This is a genomic window from Bradyrhizobium sp. AUGA SZCCT0158 (assembly GCF_018130065.1).
GTDB lineage: Bacteria > Pseudomonadota > Alphaproteobacteria > Rhizobiales > Xanthobacteraceae > Bradyrhizobium.
This window is the reverse complement of the sequence record NZ_JAFCME010000024.1, coordinates 15497-34943: the sequence shown is the minus strand read 5'-3', so window position 1 is coordinate 34943 and position 19447 is coordinate 15497. Positions and strand designations below refer to the sequence as shown.

Here is a 19447-nt window from a genome sequence, read left to right as displayed (position 1 = left end):
ACAATAATCCATGGGAAACGCCGCTTCCGCAACCGCTGACCAGGCCGGATTGCTCACCATCGAGAAGTCAGGCGCGGTGCTGACCGTCGGCCTCAACCGGCCCGCCAAGCGCAATGCGCTGAACGACGGCATTATCCTTGCGATCCAGGATTGCTTCGCCAATCTTCCCGAAGGGACCGGCGCCGTGGTCATCCATGGCATCGGCGACCATTTCTCCTCCGGCCTCGATCTGTCCGAACTGACCGAGCACGATGCGACCGAGGGCCTGCGGCACTCGCAGATGTGGCATCGGGTGTTCGACCGCATTCAATATAGCCCCGTGCCCGTCATTGCGGCGCTCAAGGGCGCGGTGATCGGCGGCGGGCTGGAGCTGGCCTGCGCCGCGCATATCCGCGTCGCCGAACCGTCAGCCTATTTCGCGCTGCCGGAGGGCCAGCGCGGTATCTTCGTCGGCGGCGGCGGCTCGGTGCGGCTGCCGCGGCTGATCGGGGTGGCGCGGATGACCGACATGATGCTGACGGGGCGGGTCTATTCCGCGACCGAAGGCGCCGCCTACGGCTTCTCGCAATATCTCACCGAGGCCGGCGGCGCGCTGCCCAAGGCGCTGGAACTGGCCGAACGCGTCGCGGCCAATGCCCCGCTAACCAATTTTGCGGTGCTTCAGGCGCTGCCGATGATCGCGGAAGCCAATCCGCAGGCCGGCCTGTTGATGGAGTCGCTGATGGCCACGGTGGCGCAGAGCGACAAGGAAGCAAAACGCCGGATCCGCGAGTTTCTCGATCGCAAGACCGCCAAAGTGAAACCGACCTGACATGAGCGCCAAGCCCAGCATGTCCCCGATTGAAAGCGCCACGCGCACCGGCAGCGCCCATCCGCTCCGCGCGATCTCGTTCGGCAATCCCGACGTCACGGTCGAGCGTCGCGATAACGGCACCATCTATCTCAGGCCGAAGCTCAAACTGCGCGACTATCCCGTGCGCATAACGGATCGCCTGCATCATTGGGCGAAGGAAGCGCCCGAGCGCGTCTTCATGGCGGAACGCAACGCGACGACCGGCGGCTGGCGCAAGCTCACCTACGCGCAACTCCTGACCTCGACGCGGCGCATCGCCTCCGCGCTGCTGGCGCGCGGGCTGTCGGCCGAAAAGCCGATCGTGATCCTGTCAGGCAATTCGGTCGACCATGCGCTGCTGGCGTTCGGCGCGCTCTATGCCGGCATTCCCTTCTGCCCGGTATCGCCGGCCTATTCGCTGGTGTCGCGCGACTACGGCAAGCTCGCCTTCCTGATGAAGCTGTTGACGCCCGGCCTCGTCTTCGCCGACGACGCAGGCAAATTCGCCGATGCACTTGCCACCAACGTTTCGCAGGGAACGGAGATCGCAGCAACGCGCGGCGAGGTGCCTGGCCGCGACGTGACGCTGCTGTCGGACCTCCTGGCGACGCCGGAGCATTGGCGCCTCGACGCGGCCCATGACGCCATCGGCCCGGACACCATCGCCAAGTTTCTGTTGACGTCGGGCTCGACCGGCAACCCCAAGGCCGTCATCAACACCCAGCGGATGATCTGCGCCAACCAGGTGATGCTGCGCGAAACGCTGGCCTTCCTGATGGACGAGCCGCCCGTGATCATCGACTGGCTGCCGTGGAATCACACCTTCGGCGGCAACCACAATATCGGGCTGACACTGTTCAACGGCGGCTCGATGTATCTCGACGAGGGCAAGCCGATGCCCGGCGGCATCGAGGAGACCGTGCGTAACCTCCGGGAGATTTCGCCGACGGTCTATTTCAACGTCCCCAAGGGCTATGAATCGCTGCTGCCCTATCTGCGCGAAGATTCAGCGCTGCGCGCAAAGTTCTTCGGGCGGCTGCACGCGATGTTCTTCTCCGGCGCGGCGCTGTCGCCGTTCATCTGGAACAGCCTCGACGAACTCGCGGTGCAGGAGACCGGCTTTCGCGTACCGATGCTGACCGGCCTCGGCGCCACGGAAACCTCGCCGTTCTTCATGTCGGTACGGCCCGACACCAGCCGCTCCGGCCATGTCGGCCTGCCCGTGCTCGGCAACGACGCAAAGCTCCTGCCCAACAACGGCAAGCTGGAAGTCCGCGCCAAGGGTCCGAACGTCACGCCGGGGTACTGGCGTCAGCCCGAACTGACCGCGGCGGCGTTCGACGAGGAAGGTTTCTACAAGTTCGGCGATGCGCTCAAGCCTGTTGATCCCGACAATTTCGACGCCGGCTTCGACTTCGATGGCCGCATCGCAGAGGATTTCAAGCTCGCCAGCGGCACCTGGGTCAGCGTCGGCCCCTTGAGAGCGCGGTTCGTCGCGGCCTGCGCGCCTTTGGTGCGCGATGTCGTGATCGCCGGCATCAACCGCGACGAACTATCGGCGCTGGTGATGCTCGATCTCGATGGCTGCCGTCTCATCAATCCAAAACTTCCGGCGAACGATCTCGCGGCAGCGGCAGCCGATCCGCTGATCCGCGCGGCGTTCCGCGAGCGGTTTCAAAAGCTGCTGGCCGAAGCCACGGGCTCGTCGACCCGGATCACGCGCGCGGTGCTGTTCGATGCGGCGCTGTCGATCGATCGCGGCGAAGTCACCGACAAGGGCTCCATCAACCAGCGCGCGGTGATCGAGCATCGCAGCGCGCTGATCGATCAGATTTATTCACCGGCGCCGCCGGCGCAGGTCATCGCGCTGAAATGAATTCCAGAAACTCAACTTCGAGAAGATTCTACCAGGGAGAAGCACCATGCAGTTGAAGGACCAGGCCGCCATCGTGACCGGTGGCGCATCCGGATTGGGCGCCGCCACCGCGCGCCGGCTTGCCGCGCAGGGCGCCAAGGTCGCGGTGTGCGACCTCAACGCCAAGCTTGCTGAAACCGTCGCCGCCGAAATCGGCGGCGTCGCCGTGGTCTGCGACGTCTCGGACGCCGCCTCGGCGGAAGCGGCGGTCGCCGCCGCCGCGAAGGCGCATGGCCCGGCGCGCGTGCTGGTCAATTGCGCCGGCATCGGCGTCGCCAAGCGCGTGATCGGCAAGGAAGGCCCGATGGCGCTCACCGATTTCGACCGCGTGATCAAGGTCAATCTGATCGGCTCGTTCAACATGCTGCGGCTCGCGACCGCAGGCATGTCGAAGCTGGAGCCGCTTGAGTCAGGCGAACGCGGCGTCGTGATCTCGACCGCCTCGGTCGCGGCCTATGACGGCCAGATCGGGCAATCAGCCTACTCGGCTTCCAAGGGCGGCATTGTCGCGATGACGCTGCCGATCGCGCGCGAGCTGGCGCAGTTCGGCATTCGCGTGCTGACCATTGCGCCGGGCCTGTTCCTCACGCCGCTGCTTGCCAATTTGCCGCAAGAGGCGCAGGACTCGCTCGCCGCCTCGATCCCGTTCCCTCGCCGGCTCGGGCAGGCCGATGAATTTGCCTCGCTGGCGCTGCATATGATCGACAACCCCTATCTGAACGGCGAAGTGGTGCGGCTCGATGCCGCGCTCCGCATGGCCCCGCGCTAAGTATGGTCCTGGATTACATCATCGGGGTTGAGTGATGTTCGTTAACCGCCGCGACGTGCAGATCCAGTGGGGCGATTGCGACCCCGCCAACATCGTCTACTACCCGCGCTACTTCGCGATGTTCGACGATTCGACCTCGATCATGTTCGAAGCGGCCGGTTTTTCGAAACAGGACATCATCCACAAATACGGCCTCGTCGGCATTCCCATGGTCGATACGCGGGCGAAATTCCACATCCCATCGACCCATGGCGACTGGATCAGAATCGAAAGCCGGATCGAGAGTTTCAAGCGCTCCAGCTTCGAGGTGGTCCACAACGTGTTCAAGGGCGAGGCGCTGGCGATTGAGGCGTTCGAGACCCGCGTGCTGGTCGGCAGGCATCCGGACGATCCCGCGCGGCTGAAATCGGCTCCGATGCCGCCGGAGATCATCGAGCGGTTTACGCGAGGCTGAGACATATATGGCGGACTTGTTAGCTGACTTGGCGCGTCGCATGACCTAAAGAAGGGGCTGAACTGGCGACCGATTTTTGATCTAAAATTAAAACAATATCCAAGGGAGGAATGAATGAAGAAGTTTTATCTGTCCGCTGCCGTGATTGCGGCGTCGCTGGCGCTGCCGGCCGTGCCCGCGTTGGCGCAAGCCAATGAAATCGTCATCGGCATCACCATCGTCACCACCGGCCCGGCCGCGGCCCTTGGCATTCCCGAGCGCAATGCGCTGGAATTCGTGCCGAAGGAAATTGGCGGCGTGCCGCTGAAACTGATCGTGCTCGACGACGGCGGCGATCCGACCGCCGCCACCACCAACGCGCGGCGCTTCGTCACCGAATCCAAGGCCGACATCATCATGGGTTCGTCGACCACGCCGCCGACGATTGCCGTCTCCACCGTCGCCAACGAAGCCGGCATTCCGCATTTCGCGCTGGCGCCGCTGCCGATCAACGAGGCGCGCATGAAATGGTCGGTCGCGATGCCGCAGCCGATCCCAATCATGGGCAAGGTGCTGTACGAGCACATGAAGGCCCACGGCATCAAGACCGTCGGTTACATCGGTTACTCGGATTCCTACGGCGACCTCTGGTTCAATGATTTCAAGGCCCAGGCCGTTCCGATGGGCATAGCTCTCGCGACTGAAGAGCGTTATGCCCGTACCGATACGTCGGTCACCGGCCAGGTGCTGAAGCTGCTCGCCGCCAATCCCGACGCGGTCCTCGTCGGCGGCTCCGGCACCGCCGCGGCCTTGCCGCAGGCCGCGCTGCGTGAGCGTGGCTACAAGGGCCTGATCTATCAGACCCACGGCGCCGCCAGCATGGACTTCATCCGTATTGCTGGTGCGGCGGCGGAAGGCGTGATCATGTCTTCCGGTCCGGTGATGTCGCCGGAAACCCAGCCCGACAGCGCACTGACCAAGAAGCCGGGTCTCGCGCTCAACACCGCCTATGAAGCCAAGTACGGCGCCAACAGCCGCAGCCAGTTCGCCGGCCATTCCTATGATGCCTTTGAAGTCCTCAAGCGCGTCATTCCGCCGGCCCTGAAGGCCGGCAAGCCCGGCACGCCGGAATTCCGTGAAGGCATCCGTCAGGCCCTGTTGACCGAACGCGACATCGCCGCCAGCCAGGGCGTCTACAACTTCACCGAAAAAGACCGCTACGGCCTGGACGACCGCTCGCGCATCATCCTGACCGTGAACAACGGGAAGTACGTTCCGGCGAAGTGAGGGACGTCGTAGGGTGGGCAAAGCGAAGCGTGCCCACCACTACCTCCACGAAGAATGGTGGGCACGGCGCAAGAGCGCCTTTGCCCACCCTACTGCCTAAATCGCGCTCTCGCCCTCGTGGGTGAAGCCGAGATAGCTTGCGGCGACGCGTGCGTTGGTGGCGATGTCGCTGGCCGGGCCGCTCAGAACGAATTCACCGAGCTCCATCACGTAAGCGCGGTCGGCGATCTTCAATGCTGCTTGCGCGTTCTGTTCGACCAGCAGCACGGACACACCGGCGGCGCGGAGTTCGCCGATGGTGCGGAAGATGTCGGCGACGATGATCGGGGCAAGGCCGAGGCTCGGCTCGTCCAGCATCAAGAGCTTCGGCGCGCCCATCAGCGCGCGGCCCATCGCCAGCATCTGCTGCTCGCCGCCGGAGAGCGTGCCGGCTAGCTGCTTGCGCCGCTCCTTCAGCCGCGGAAACAGCGTGTAGACCCGCTCGAAGGATCCGGCGGCGATCGCCTTCGGAATCCGGAACGCACCGAGCTGCAGATTGTCCTCGACGTTCATGGTGCCGAACAATTCACGGTGCTCGGGCACCAGACTGAGTCCGGCAGCGACGCGGTCCTCGATGTCGAGGGCGGCCATGTCAGCGCCGGCAAAGGCGGCAAGCCCGGTCAGCGGCAGGATGCCCATGATGGCGTTCAGCAGCGTCGTCTTGCCGGCGCCGTTGGCGCCGATGATGGTGACGATCTCGTTGTCGGCGACTTCGAGCGACACCGAGCGCACCGCCTCGACCTTGCCGTAGGCGACATGCGCATCGCTCACCTTCAACAGCGCGCTCATGCGGTGGCTCCGAGATAGGCCTTGATCACGTCAGGATTGGTCTTGATCGCGGCCGGCGTGCCCTCGGCGATCTTGGTGCCGAAGTCGAGCACCACGATCCGGTCGGCGAGATCCATCACAAAACCCATGTCGTGCTCGACCAGCAGTACCGACATCCCGCCGTCGCGCAGTTGGCGCAGCAAGGCGGCGAGCCGCTGCTTCTCCATGTGGCGGAGGCCCGCGGCGGGCTCGTCGAGCAGCAGCAGCAGCGGATCGACGCACAGCGCGCGGGCGATTTCGACGATGCGCTGCTGGCCGAGCGACAGGCTTCCCGCCAGCTGGTCGATTTGGTCGCCGAGGCCGACGCGCTCGATCTGGCGCGCGGCTTCGGCCAGCAATCGGGCCTCATCAGCGCGGTCGAGCCGGAACATGCTTGATATCGCGCCGGCATGGCCGCGCAGATGCGCGCCGATCGCGACGTTCTCGAGCACGGTCATGTCGGGCACCAGCTTGACGTGCTGGAAGGTTCTGCTGACGCCGAGCTTGACGACCTCCTGCGGCGGCGCGTTGTCGACCTTGTTGCCGAGCACCGAGATCGCGCCGCTGGTCGACGTCAAGACACCCGTGATCAGGTTGAAGGTCGTGCTCTTGCCGGCGCCGTTGGGACCGATCAGGGCGACGATCTCGTGCGCCCCGACGTCGAAGCTGACGTCGTTGACGGCGATGACGCCGCCGAATTGCTTGCGCGCCTTGTCGACCTGCAGCAGCGCCGCAGGTGTCGACGGCGCACGCACGCGCCCGGGCGGCTCGAGCGAGGTGTCGGGGATCTTGCGCGCCGGCTTGAGCGGCAGCTTCGACATCAGCCAGGGCCACACGCCGGTCGGCGCCAGCTGCAGCAGGACGACCAGCAGGATGCCGAACACGATGGTCTCGAGCTGGCTCTGGCCGCCGAAGATATAAGGCAGATAGCTCTGCAGGATCTCCTTCAGGATCACCACGATGCCGGCGCCGAGCACCGCGCCCCAGACATAGCCGGCGCCCCCGACGACGGCGATGAACAGATATTCGATGCCGGCATGCGCGCCGAACGGCGTCGGGTTGGCGGCGCGCTGGAAGTGCGCATAGAGCCAGCCGGAAAGGCCGGCCAGCACCGCCGCATAGATGAACACCAGCAGCTTGGCGCGCGGCGTCTGCACGCCGAACGCTTCGCCGGCGATATGCCCGCGCCGCAGCGCACGGATGGCGCGGCCGGTGCGGGAATCCAGCAGGTTCATGGTCAGCAGCGCCGAGAGCAGCACGGCGATCCAGATCGCGAAATAGATCGTGCCGGGATCGAGCATCCGGAAGCCGCCGATGCTCAGCGGCGGAATGCCGGAAATGCCGTCATTGCGGCCGAGGAATTCGAGCTTGCTGAACAGGTAAAACAGCCCGATACCCCAGGCGATGGTGCCGAGCGGCAGATAATGGCCGGACAGCCGCACCGTGACGATGCCGAGCAGAACCGCCGCGATGCCGCTGACGAGCAGCGAGAGCGGCAGCGTCAGCCACGGCGACACGCCATAGGCGGTGGTGAGCACCGCGGTGGTGTAGGCGCCGAAGCCGCAAAACGCGGCCTGGCCGAACGAAGTGAGGCCGCCGACGCCGGTCAGCAGTACGAGGCCCATCGCAACCAGCGCGGCGAGGCCGATGTTGTCCAAGAGGACGATCCAGAACGGCGGTATGCCCGGGATGAACGGGATTACCGCCATGACGATGGCGAAGATGATGAGGGGAAGCCGCTGCGTCATGATCGTCAGTCCTTCTCTTCCTCGACCGCGGGGGCTGCGAGCGAACGCAGCACCAGCACGGGAAGGATCAGCGTGAAGACGATGACCTCCTTGAAATTGCTGGCGTAGAACGAGGAGAAAGCCTCGACGCTGCCGACCACCAGCGCGGCGACCGCCGTCAGCGGATAGCTCACCAGCCCGCCGATGATGGCGGCAATAAAACCTTTCAGGCCGATCAGGAAGCCGGTGTCGTAATAGAGCGTCGTGATCGGCACGATCAGGATTCCAGAAATCGCGCCGATCACGGAGGCGAGCAGGAAGGCGATCTGCCCCGACAGCGTGGTCCGGATGCCGACGAGGCGGGCGCCGAGGCGATTGACGGCGGTGGCGCGCAGCGCCTTGCCCATTAGCGTGAAGCCAAAGAACAGCCACAGCGCGATGATGAAGGCGATGGTCAGGCCGTAGACGGCGATGCTCTGGCCGGTGAAGCGCAGCGGTCCCACCGTGAACGCCGCATTCGACAGCGCCGGTCCGCGCAGGCCCTCGGCGCCGAAGAACACGAGGCCAAGACCCTGCAGCGCGAGGTGGCAGCCGACCGAGGCGATCAGCAGCACCAGCACCGAGGTGTGCGCGAGCGGCTGAAAGGCGATGCGATAGAGAAACAGCCCGATCGCCGCGACGATCAGCAGCGACAATGCGATATTGACCGCAATCGGGGTTTTGGGACCGGCCAGGGCGTAGGTCAGCGCCAGGATCGCCACCGGCAACACGATGTTGAGCAGCACCGAGCGCACCACCAGCTTGATGCGGAGCGAGCGCCGTGCCGCATACAGATCGAGGCCGAAGGCGACGACACCCATCGCGACCGCCAGCCGCGCCGTGCCCGGCACCTGGCCGGTCGCCAGCATGGCGTAGCTCAGCGCGCCGAAGGTAACGAATTCGCCCTGCGGGATCAGGATCACGCGCGTGACGGCAAACACCAGCACCAGCGCCAGCCCGAGCAACGCATAGATCGCGCCATTGGTGATGCCGTCCTGCAGCAGGAACAGCATGATCGTCGTATTCAAGACTGGCGCTCCCCTCACGCGTCGCGCCGATCCCGACCCTTAAGGGTTAGCCGGCGGTCCGATATCGGCAGTTGAAAGAAGCCGACATTTGATATAGTCTATAACAATTATCAAACATAACCTCAAGGCCCGGACCGTTGGCGGACCTTTTTATCGGGATTGCGAGCCCCCTGCGATGACAGTTTCCAAGGCGGCCACCGACGCCGTCAAGCTTTCCCGCGCAGGCGGCAAGGATCCTGTCGACGGCGCTGCGGAAAACGTCGCCCTGCATATGGGCGAATTGTCCGACCTGCTCGGCTATTCGCTGAAGCGTGCGCAGCTGAGGGTGTTCGAGGACTTCCTGCGCTGCGTCGCGCCGCTGCAGCTGACGCCGGCGCAATTCTCGGTGCTGCTGCTGCTCGACAAGAATCCCGGCCGCAATCAGACCGAGATCGCCAACACGCTCGGCATCCTTCGGCCGAATTTCGTGGCGATGCTCGACGCGCTGGAAAGCCGCGATCTCTGCACGCGGATGCGTTCGACCAACGACCGCCGCTCGCACATCCTGATGCTGACCGACAAGGGCCGCGCGGTGCTGGCGCGCGCCAAGAAGCTCGTCGCCACCAAACACGAAGCTCGCCTCAACGAGGTGCTGGGGCCGGCCAATCGCGTCGCGCTGCTCGATATGCTGTCGAAGATCGCGGCGGAGTTTTAGCCCAGCTGTCATTCCGGGGCGCGCGAAGTGCGAACCTCAGATGTGCAATTGCAACATCGGGGAATCTCGAGATTCCGGGTTCATCGCTGTGCGATGCCCTCAGATGCGCAACTGCGCATCGGGGAATGACAAGCAACAATTAATCAGGCCGCGACGATACGGCCCGCAACGGCCTTCGTCCCATTCCCCTTCAGGAACAGCCGCTCGATCTCGCGGGCGGGAAGCGGCTTGCTGAACAGGAAGCCCTGCATCTCCGTGCATCCTTCGGACGCGATGCTGTCGAGCTGTTCCTTGGTCTCGACGCCTTCGGCGGTGGCCGTCATGCCCATGCCGTTGGCGAGCGCTGCGACCGCGCGCACGATGTTGAGCGAGCCCGAATTCTCGGTGATGTCCTTGACGAAGGAGCGGTCGATCTTGATCTTGTCGAACGGGAAACTCTGCAGATAGGTCAGCGAGGAATAGCCGGTGCCGAAATCGTCCATCGCGATCCGGATGCCAAGCTCGCGCAACTGATGCAGCACCGCGAGTGTCGCTTCCTTGTTGTGCAGCAGCACGGTCTCGGTGATTTCGATCTCCAGCCGGGCCGGGTCCAGCCTTGATGCGGCAAGCGCGCCTGTTATCACCTGCATCAGGCCGGGGTTGCGAAACTGCACCGCCGAAATGTTGACGGCGATGTGGAGGTTGCCGGGCCATTGCGCCGCGGTAGCGCAGGCCTGGCGGATGACCCATTCGCCCATCGGGACGATGAATCCGATCTCCTCCGCCAGCGGGATGAACGCGGCCGGCGAAATCATGCCCTTGGTCGGATGATTCCAGCGGATCAGGGCCTCAAAGCCGCTGATCTCGTTGCTCGCCAGATTGACGACCGGCTGATAGTGCAGCTCGAACTCGCCCGCCGGCAGCGCCTTGCGCAGATCCTGTTCCATGACGCGGCGCGTCTGCATCTGCAGATCCATCACCGGTTCAAAGAAGCGAAACGTGCCGCGTCCGTCGCCCTTGGCGCGGTACAGCGCGAGGTCTGCACTCCGCAACAACTTGTCGGGGCTGTTGCCGTCGCCGGGTCCGACCGAGATGCCGATGCTGGCGCCGATCACGGCCTGGTGACCGTCAAGGTCGTAGGGTTCACTCAAAAGGCCGATGACGCGCTGCGCCAGCGACGTTGCATCGGCCGGGTCCGCGATCGGGGCCTGCACGATGACGAATTCATCGCCACCCATTCGCGCAATGGTATCGGTGTCGCGAACCAGCCCACACAGGCGCTCGGCGACGATCTTCAGAAGCTTGTCGCCGGCGTGATGGCCAAACGTGTCGTTGACAGCCTTGAACTGGTCGAGATCAAGGTGATGAATCGCGACCGTTTCCTCGCGGCCCAGGGCGTGTTCGAGCCGTTCATTGAGCAGCACCCGGTTGGCGAGCTCGGTGAGCGAATCATGGTGAGCCATGTATTCGATCTTGACCTCGGATTGCCGCTGCTCGGTGATGTCCTCGTGCGTGGCGACCCAGCCGCCGCCGGGCATCGGCCGATGGCGGATCTTGAAGGTGCGCCCGTTCTGCAGTTCGACGATGCTGTCTTTGGCGACGTTGGAAACCGCCACATTGGTACGCCAGTCAAGATATTCATCCCGGGTCATCGCGGGGAAGCTGCCGGCTTCAAAGCGAAGATCGACGATTTCAGTCAGCGGCGTGCCGGGGCCGACACGGCCGAACGGGATGTCGTACATCTCGACGAAGCGGTCGTTGCACACGATCAGGCGGTGGTCGGAATCGAAGAAGCACAGCCCCTGCGACATGTTGTTGATCGCGGTGTCGAACTGGAAGTTGCGTATCCGCAGCGCCTCTTCCTGTTGCCTTCCCAGCTCGTATTGTGTCTTCAGGCGGGCATGGAGTTCTTCGCGCTCGGTGACGTCCTCATGGGTCGACATCCCGCCGCCGCCGGGCATCGGGTAGACCGTGTAGGCGATGATCCGCCCGTCGGTGAACTCCTGGAACGTGGTGTCGAGCGCGATGTCCTGTCCGACGCGGGCGCGAACGTAATCATCCGGCGCCACCGCCACTTTCAGGCCGAGCCTCAGCCGGTGCCGGATCAGTTCGCTGGTCGGCGTGCCCGGCTTCACCTGTTCCGGCGAAAGCCCGTACATCTGCGCGTAACGTCTGTTGCAGAAGACGACTTGCCGCTTCTCATCGAAGACGACAATGCCGAGCGACAGATGACTGATCGCCTCCTCGAGCCGCGCACTCAAGTGAGCGGGCTCGGGGCGGATCGCCCCCGTTACAGAATCCACCATTTCCGCGTTCCCCCTGCCGCGATTTGCGGCACCCCGGCAATAAGGAGGGTCCTATTAAGGACCAGGCTGGTGAATTGCAGCTTTGAGAGGCGGCCATTGCCCGTGCATTCCTGCGAATGTCCTCAACAAAACGTTAATGCCGTCGGCCTGGGCGGATATCAAGTCGAAGGGCCCAAATCAAAGGACCGCGGCCCAAATTCAGTCGACCAGGATCACCCTGACGTCGTTGACATTGGTGAGCGTCGGACCAGTCAGCAGCAGGTCGCCCGTTGCCACAAAGAAGGCGGTGGCGTCGTTGTTGTCCAGATAGGCCCTGGGATCGAGGCCAAGCGAATTCATCTTCGCAAATGTGGTCTGGTCGATCACGGCGCCGGCCGGGTCGCTCGCGCTGCCGGCGCCGCCATCGGCGCCATCGGTATCGCCGGCCAGCGCACTAACGTCCGGTATCTCTTTCAAGAGGTCCGCCAGCGCCAGTGCATATTCCTGGTTGGGGCCGCCGCGGCCGTTGCCGCGCACGGTCACGGTGAGTTCGCCGCCCGACAGGATCGCGGTGCGCTTGCCCTCGCTGCGCGCTTTCAGCGCCAGTTGGACGTGCGCGGCCGCGACCTCGCGCGCCTCGCCTTCGAGGTCGGCACCGAGACCGATGATGGTGTAGCCCGCTTCCTGTGCAATCCTGATCGCCGCATCGAGCGAGGCCTTCGGCCGCGCGATCAGTTCGAATCGCGCGCGCGCGAAAGCGGAATCGCCGGGCTTGCAGCTCTCGTTCTTCGGGTCGTCCAGCGCGCGCCGAACCGCGTCGTCGACGGCGAGATTGTATTTTGCGACCAGCGCGCGGGCGTCCGCCAGCGTGGTCGGATCCGGTACCGTCGGTCCCGAGGCGATCGCGGACGGGTCGTCGTGCGGCACGTCCGAGATCGCCAGCGTGACGATTTCGGCGGCGCGGTGACCGGCGCGGGCCAGCCGGCCGCCCTTGATGCGCGACAAATGCTTGCGGACGATATTCATCTCGCCGATCGGCGCGCCGGAACGGAGCAGCGCACGATTCACCTGCTGCTTCTGTGCGAACGAAACGCCGTCCACCGGCGCGATCCAGTTCGCCGAGCCGCCGCCCGACAGCAGCACCAGCAACAGGTCATCGGCGGTTGCCTCGGCCGCGAGACGCAGCGTGTCGTCGGCGGCTTTCAGCCCGGCTTCGTCGGGCACGGGATGGCCGGCTTCGACCACCCTGATCCGCCGCGTCGGCACGCCGTGGCCATGCCGGGTGGTGGCAATGCCGGTGAGGCGCTCCGGGTCGAGCGCGAGCGTATCGAGATAGTGCCGCTCGGCGGACGCGGCCATGGCCGCGGCGCCCTTGCCGGCGGCAAGGCAAATCACCCGGCCTTTGGGTGCTGGGGGCAAATGCGCCGACAGCACCACATCGGGATGCGCGGCTGCGACGGCTGCATCGAAGATCGCACGCAGGAGGGGACGTCGGTCGGTCATCGGTTTCACGCCAGAGATCGCGAATGGGAGACCGGTTATCCATCCAATCGCCGCAAAAGAAAACCCCCGCGGGCGAGGCCGCGGGGGCGCTTGAGGCCACAAATGGGCCGATCGAAATTCCAGATAGCTAGCCGCCGACGTCACCGGAGAGGATTTCGCCGAAGCGTTCCCACGTCTCGCCCTTGAACTTGATCAGCTGCACCTGCGAAATCGGCGCAAAGTCGGTGGGCGAGGTGTTGACCTTGATACCCGGCAGCAAGCCTTCGAGTTCGAGGTTCTTGATGTTGGCCGCCTGCTTCATGACGTTCTCGCGCGTGAGATTATCGCCGCAAGCCTTCAGCACATGCACAAGACCTTGGGCCACGGTGTAGCCGAAGATCACCGACGCGTCGGCGCGGTTGGCTTCCGGATAATACTTGTCCAGGAACGCGTTCCAGGCCTTCATGCCGGGATCGTCCTTCCACTGCGCATCCGTCGGATCCTTCAGGTACTGCGACGAGATGATGTCCTGGGCGTTTTCCATGCCGGCCGGCTTGATGACACTGCCGATCGAGGCCGAGACGTTGTTGAGGAAGTGCAGCGGCTTCCAGCCGATTTCAGCGTTCTTCTTGATCGCCTGCGCCGCGAACTTCGGCGTGGTGATGTTGATGAACACGTCGGCGCCGGTCGACTTCATCTTGACGATGTGGGAATCGATCGTCGGCTCGGAGACTTCATAGCTCTCCTCGATCACGATCATCGACGCGGCCTTGGCGCCGAGCCCGTCCTTGAAGCCCTTCAGATAGTCCTTGCCGTAGTCGTCGTTCTGATAGAGCACGGCGATCTTGGCGTTCGGCTTCTCCTTCAGGATGTACTTCGCATAGATCTGTGTTTCGCTCTGATAGTTGGGCTGCCATCCCATGGTCCAGGGGAAGTTCTTCGGATCGTTCCACTTGGTGGCGCCGGTGGCGACGAACAGCTGCGGTACCTTCTTGCTGTTCATATATTTCTGGATCGCCGAATTCGGCGGAGTGCCGAGCGGGTTGAACACCAGCAGCACCTCGTCGCTTTCGACCAGCTTGCGCGCCTGCTCGACGGTCTTCGGCGGTGAGTAGGTATCGTCATAGCTGATGAAGTTGATCTTGCGGCCGTTGATGCCGCCTTCCGCGTTGATCTTCTTGAAGTAGGCCTCTTCGGTCTTGCCGATCACGCCGTAGGCGGAAGCAGGGCCGCTATAGGGCATGATGTTGCCGATCTTGATTTCAGTATCGGTGGCACCGCTGTCGTATTTTTTTTGAGCGAGCGCGCCGTTGCTCGTGGCTGCGAACGCAATGAACGCGGCCGAGGCAATAGCGAGTCTGCTGGTAGCAATAGGCATTCCGATTCTCCCTTTTTGAGATTGTCTTTTTGTGCAAGCGTCACGCTCTGTTGTTGATTGCAGTTTGCGCATGACGTGGACGGGATTGAATACGATTTAGCGCAAAGCATCAAGAAAAAGCCCCTGCGGCGATGCCGCAGGGGCTGCTCCTTTAGTAGTCAGGCAGTCGAGCTAGCCGCCGACGTCGCCCGTGAGAATTTCGCCGAACAGTTCCCAGCCCTCGCCCTTGAACTTCATGAGCTGCAGCTGCGAGATCGGGGCAAAGTCGGTCGCCGAGGTGTTGACCTTGATGCCGGGCAGCAAGCCGCCGAGCTCGAGGTTCTTGATGCTGGCGGCCTGCTTCATGATGTTTTCGCGGGTCAGGTTGTCACCGCTGGCTTTCAGCACGTGAACGAGGCCCTGGGCCACGGTGTAGGCGTACATGACCGACGCGTCGGCACGGTTGGCTTCGGGGTAGTATTTGTCCAGGAACTCGTTCCAGGCCTTCATCCCCGCATCGTCCTTCCATTGCTTGTCGGTCGGATCCTTCAGGTAGTTCGACGAAATGATGTCCTGCGCGTTTTCGAAGCCGGCCGGCTTGATGACGCTGCCGATCGAGGCCGAGACGTTGTTGAGGAAGTGCAGCGGCTTCCAGCCGATCTCCATGTTCTTCTTGATCGCCTGCGCCGCGAATTTCGGGGTGGTGATGTTGATGAACACATCGGCGCCGCTGGCCTTGAGCTTGACGATGTGGGAGTCGATGGTCGGCTGCGACACTTCGAAGCTCTCCTCCAGGACGATCATCGACGCCGCCTTGGCGCCAAGTCCGTCCTTCAGGCCCTTCAGGTAATCCTTGCCGTAATCGTCGTTCTGGTACAGCACGCCGATCTTGGCGTCCGGCTTGTGCTTCAGAATGTACTTGGCGTAGATGATGGTTTCGCTCTGGTAGTTCGGTTGCCAGCCGATGGTCCAGGGAAACTCCTTGGGGTCGTTCCATTTGGTCGCGCCGGTGGCGACGAACAGTTGCGGCACCTTCTTCTGGTTCATGTATTTCTGGATCGCCGAGTTCGGCGGCGTGCCGAGAGGATTGAAGACGAGCAGAACTTCGTCGCTCTCCACCAGCTTGCGCACCTGCTCGACCGTCTTCGGCGGACTATAGGCGTCGTCGTAGGAAACGAAGTTGATCTTGCGGCCGTTGATGCCGCCTTCCGCATTGATTTTGTTGAAATAGGCGGCTTCCGTTTTGCCGATCACGCCGTAGGCGGAAGCGGGTCCGCTGTAGGGCATGATGTTGCCGATCTTGATCTCGGTGTCGGATGCGCCGGTGTCGTATTTCTTTTGGGCAAGTGCGCCGCTGCTGGTGGCGGCAAGTACTGCGAGGGCAGCCGAAAAGGCCCCCAATCGCAAGTTGATAGCAGGCATGTTTTTCTCTCCCTGGAGACCGTGATGAATGTGTCGTTTTTTCTTGAAGTTGGAGCACTTTCCGGCTCCTGCCTTTATTGAATACCTTTCGGCCGCGCCGGGCAACAAAAAGCCCCCCGCGACGGAGCCGCGGGAGGCGATATTTTGTCTAAGGTCCCGGGCGTACTGCCCGTGACGCGGAATATTAATTACTGAGTTCGCCGCTGATGATGTCGCCGAACAGCTCCCATTTCTCGCCCTTGAACCGCTGCATCTGAAGCTGTTCGATCGGGGCGAAATCCTTGGCTGACGTGTTGATTTTGACGCCGGGCAGCAGGGTGTCGGGCGTGAAGTCCTTCAGGCTCGCCGCCTGCTTCATCACGTTGGCGCGGGTGAGATCGTCCCCGCACATTTCCAGCACCTTCACCATGGTCTGCGCCGCGCCGTAGCCGTAGACCACCGAGCCGTCGAGCTTGTTGGCCTCAGGATAATACTTCGCGAGGAAGTCGTAGAACTTCTTCATCGCGGGATCATTGTCCCACTGCGCGTCCGCGCCGTCCTTGGCGTAGGCCGCCGAGAGGATGCCTTGCGCGTTCTCGAAGCCCGCCGGCTTGATCACGCTGCCGACCGACGCCGAGACGTTGGTGAGCAGGTGCATCGGCTTCCATTCGATTTCCGCGATCTTCTTGATCGCCTGGGCGGCGAATTTCGGCGTGGCGATGTTGATGAAGACGTCGGCGCCGGTGGCCTTGAGCTTGACGATGTGGCTGTCGATGGTCGGCTCCGAGGTCTCGTAGCTTTCCTCGGCAATGATCATCGACGCCTTGGCGCCGAAGCCGTCCTTCAGGCCCTTGAGGTAATCCTTGCCGAAATCGTCGTTCTGATAAAACACGGCGATCTTGGCAGCCGGCTTTTCCTTCATCAGGAACTTGGCATAGATGCGCGCTTCGCTCTGGTAGCTGGGCTGCCAGCCCATGGTCCAGGGGAAGTCCTTGGGCTCGTTCCATTTGGTGGCGCCGGTGGCCACAAACAGCTGCGGCACCTTCTTGGAGTTGAGGTACTTCTGCATCGCGGTGTTGGAGGGTGTACCGAGCGGATTGAACACGACGAGCACTTCGTCGCTTTCGACCAGCTTACGCACCTGTTCGACCGCCTTGGGCGGCGAATAGGCGTCGTCGTAGGAGACGAAGTTGATCTTGCGGCCGTTGATGCCGCCTTCAGCGTTGATCTTCTTGAAGTAGGCCTCTTCGGTCTTGCCGATCACGCCGTAGGCGGACGCCGGTCCGCTGTAGGGCATGATGTTGCCGATCTTGATTTCGGTATCGGACGCGCCGGTGTCGTACTTCTTCTGGGCGAGAGCATTGCCGCTGACGGCAAAAGAGGCGATGAGCGCCGTCGCGAACGCGGCGCTTCTTGTCGAAAGCATCATTATATCCGGATCCTGTATTCGAGTTTGAGGTTAGTTTTTCTTCGTTAGTTTGCCGAGCAAATGCTGGGCAACCATTGCGACCTGCCTTGCGCCGTGCGGCACCAGGAAGATGACAAGGAACAGCAGCACGCCGAACACGGCGCCGGAGAGGCCCTTGGAGATGCTCTCGGCGATGTTGGGCACGAAGATGATGAAGGCCGCGCCGACGAACGAGCCCGGCAGCCAGCCCACGCCGCCGACCACCATGCCGAGGAACAGCGCGATGGCCAGGTTGATCGTGTAGCTGTCGGGCGCCACGAACGCCACGACGATGGCGCTGAGCCCGCCGGCGATGCCGGTGATGCCCGCGGACACGCCGAAGGCGAGCGTCTTGTACTGCGCGACGTCGACGCCCATCGCCGAGGCCGCGATCTCATTGTCGCGGATCGACATGAAGGCGCGGCCCGAGCGCGAGCGCAGCAGGTTGATCGACCCGATATAGATCGCCAGCGAGATCGCCAGTGTGAAGTAGTAGAGCCACTTGTCCTGTCCGATCGGCAGGCCGAACGGCGCATCGGGTTTCATGACGGTGAGGCCCTGCACGCCGCCGGTCCAAGCCTCGAGGAAATGCAGCTTCAGGAGCTGCGGCATGGCGACCGCCAGCGCGAAGGTGGCAAGGGCAAGGTAGATGCCGGAAAGCCGCAAGGCGGGCTTGCCGAACAGATAGCCGGCGCCGAACGACACCAGGCCCGCGATCGGCAGCGTCAGCGCGTAGTTCACGTTGGCGACTTCCATCAGGACCGCCGACGTATAGGCGCCGAGCGCGTAGAACGCGCTCTGGCCGAGTGAGAACTGACCGCTTCCGCCGGTCAGGATGTTGAGCGCCAGCACCGCGATCCCGTAGATCATGACCATCGTCATCTGGAAGACGACGAAGTTCTTCACGAATATGGGGGTAACGAGCAGCGCCGCCAGGATCACCAGCGAGGTGCCGGTGCCCAGCGTCATGGCGCGCTTCGGAACGGCCTCGACGGCCGGGGCTTCTGTAACGGCGTCTTCTGCAGCTGCGCTCATGATCAGACTCGCTTGACGATGGTTCGGCCGAAGAGACCGGCAGGTTTGAAGACCAGGACGGTGATGATCAGCGCAAGCGCGATCGGCAGTTTCAGTTCATTGCCCACGCCGGGGATGTAGGTGCCGGCGAGGTTCTCGAAGACGCCGACCAGGAAGCCGCCGATGACGGCGCCAAGCGGCGAGCTAAGTCCGCCGAGCACGGCGGCGGCAAAGCCGTAAACCAGGACGCCGCCCATCATGTTCGGTTCGAGGAACACGACCGGGGCGATCAGGATGCCGGCGACGGCGCCGATCGCGGAGGCCATGCCCCAGCCGAGCGCAATCATCCAGGAGGTGTTGACGCCGACCAGCCGCGCCGATTCCGGCAATGCCGCTGCAGCGCGCATCGCAAGGCCGATCCGGGTGAACTGGAAAAACAGGTACAGCCCGACCAGCATCAGCAGAGTGACGCCGATCATCCCGGCCTGGTGGGTCGAGATCAGCTGGCTGCCGAGGAAGGGCGAGGATCCGAACGGCGTCGGATACTGCTTGATGGTGAAATCCCAGATCAGGCCGGCGACCGAGTTGACGATGGCGAACAGGGCGATGAAGCCTGCGACGTTGGTCAGGACCGGGGCCTTGGCGAGCGGCTTGAACAGCAGCCGCTCGATGAGGATGCCGCCTGCGAACGAAATCGCCAGCGTGGCCAGGAAGGCCCACCAGTAGGGTATGCCCCACTGCATCAGCTGCCAGGAGATGAAGGTCGAGAACATCGCCATTTCGCCCTGGGCGAAATTCAGATGGTCGATCGCCTGGTAGATCATGACCACCGCGAGCGCCATACAGGCATAGATCGCGCCTGTGGCGACGCCGGCCAGGACTTGGTTGGTAAATAGTTCCACGGCCGTGCTC

Annotated in this window: 16 protein-coding genes; 6 read left to right on the top strand and 10 right to left on the bottom strand. The window is 63.2% G+C overall.

What is annotated here, in order from left to right; genetic code table 11:
• Positions 1-10 precede the first annotated feature (10 nt).
• The 5 genes from JQ574_RS27500 (at position 11) to JQ574_RS27480 (ending at position 5236) form a co-directional block, all read left to right on the top strand.
• Positions 11-811, top strand: a complete 801-nt coding sequence (locus JQ574_RS27500; protein WP_192737098.1) for a crotonase/enoyl-CoA hydratase family protein — start codon at positions 11-13, stop codon at positions 809-811.
• A gap of 1 nt (position 812) precedes the next feature.
• Positions 813-2708 carry a feruloyl-CoA synthase gene (locus tag JQ574_RS27495; protein ID WP_212206152.1) on the top strand — a complete coding sequence of 632 codons (1896 nt, stop codon included), beginning with the start codon at positions 813-815 and terminating at the stop codon, positions 2706-2708.
• 46 nt (positions 2709-2754) lie between these two features.
• Positions 2755-3516, top strand: a complete 762-nt coding sequence (locus JQ574_RS27490) for an SDR family NAD(P)-dependent oxidoreductase (RefSeq protein WP_212206156.1) — start codon at positions 2755-2757, stop codon at positions 3514-3516.
• Between the two features lie 34 nt (positions 3517-3550).
• Positions 3551-3970, top strand: coding sequence for a thioesterase family protein (locus JQ574_RS27485; RefSeq protein WP_212206158.1), 420 nt, complete (start codon positions 3551-3553; stop codon positions 3968-3970).
• A gap of 114 nt (positions 3971-4084) precedes the next feature.
• Positions 4085-5236: an ABC transporter substrate-binding protein gene (locus JQ574_RS27480; RefSeq protein WP_192737102.1), complete on the top strand. Its 1152-nt coding sequence runs from the start codon at positions 4085-4087 to the stop codon at positions 5234-5236.
• A gap of 96 nt (positions 5237-5332) precedes the next feature.
• On the opposite strand, the gene JQ574_RS27475 is transcribed toward JQ574_RS27480, so the two are convergent.
• From JQ574_RS27475 to JQ574_RS27465, 3 genes are read right to left on the bottom strand one after another with little or no spacing between them, the layout of a single operon-like run.
• A complete protein-coding gene (locus JQ574_RS27475) occupies positions 5333-6064 on the bottom strand; it encodes an ABC transporter ATP-binding protein (protein ID WP_212206160.1) in 732 nt (243 codons plus the stop codon).
• On the bottom strand, positions 6061-7830 hold the full coding sequence (locus JQ574_RS27470; protein ID WP_212206162.1) for an ABC transporter permease subunit: 1770 nt from the start codon (positions 7828-7830) through the stop codon (positions 6061-6063). Before JQ574_RS27470 ends, JQ574_RS27475 begins: the two co-directional genes overlap by 4 nt.
• A 5-nt stretch (positions 7831-7835) precedes the next feature.
• The gene (locus JQ574_RS27465; RefSeq protein WP_212206164.1) at positions 7836-8876 is read right to left on the bottom strand and encodes a branched-chain amino acid ABC transporter permease; all 1041 of its coding nucleotides are present in this window, start codon (positions 8874-8876) and stop codon (positions 7836-7838) included.
• 175 nt (positions 8877-9051) lie between these two features.
• Here JQ574_RS27465 and JQ574_RS27460 point away from each other — a divergent pair, with 175 nt between their 5' ends.
• Positions 9052-9570: a MarR family winged helix-turn-helix transcriptional regulator gene (locus JQ574_RS27460; RefSeq protein ID WP_212206166.1), complete on the top strand. Its 519-nt coding sequence runs from the start codon at positions 9052-9054 to the stop codon at positions 9568-9570.
• A gap of 143 nt (positions 9571-9713) precedes the next feature.
• Here the strand turns inward: JQ574_RS27460 and JQ574_RS27455 are convergent, their stop codons facing one another.
• The 7 genes from JQ574_RS27455 to JQ574_RS27425 all read right to left on the bottom strand — a co-directional run bounded on the left by JQ574_RS27455 (position 9714) and on the right by JQ574_RS27425 (position 19437).
• Complete coding sequence (locus tag JQ574_RS27455) at positions 9714-11855, bottom strand: EAL domain-containing protein (protein ID WP_212206168.1); 2142 nt, start codon at positions 11853-11855, stop codon at positions 9714-9716.
• Between the two features lie 198 nt (positions 11856-12053).
• The gene (locus JQ574_RS27450) at positions 12054-13337 is read right to left on the bottom strand and encodes a glycerate kinase (protein ID WP_212206170.1); all 1284 of its coding nucleotides are present in this window, start codon (positions 13335-13337) and stop codon (positions 12054-12056) included.
• 127 nt (positions 13338-13464) lie between these two features.
• Positions 13465-14694, bottom strand: a complete 1230-nt coding sequence (locus JQ574_RS27445; protein WP_212206172.1) for an ABC transporter substrate-binding protein — start codon at positions 14692-14694, stop codon at positions 13465-13467.
• Between the two features lie 171 nt (positions 14695-14865).
• Positions 14866-16095, bottom strand: a complete 1230-nt coding sequence (locus JQ574_RS27440; protein WP_212206174.1) for an ABC transporter substrate-binding protein — start codon at positions 16093-16095, stop codon at positions 14866-14868.
• A gap of 184 nt (positions 16096-16279) precedes the next feature.
• Positions 16280-17500, bottom strand: coding sequence for an ABC transporter substrate-binding protein (locus tag JQ574_RS27435; RefSeq protein ID WP_409363379.1), 1221 nt, complete (start codon positions 17498-17500; stop codon positions 16280-16282).
• 33 nt (positions 17501-17533) lie between these two features.
• The gene (locus JQ574_RS27430) at positions 17534-18556 is read right to left on the bottom strand and encodes a branched-chain amino acid ABC transporter permease (RefSeq protein ID WP_212038499.1); all 1023 of its coding nucleotides are present in this window, start codon (positions 18554-18556) and stop codon (positions 17534-17536) included.
• A 2-nt stretch (positions 18557-18558) separates the two neighbouring features.
• Entirely contained in the window at positions 18559-19437 is an 879-nt protein-coding gene (locus JQ574_RS27425) for a branched-chain amino acid ABC transporter permease (RefSeq protein WP_212206184.1), read from the bottom strand.
• Positions 19438-19447: the final 10 nt, after the last annotated feature.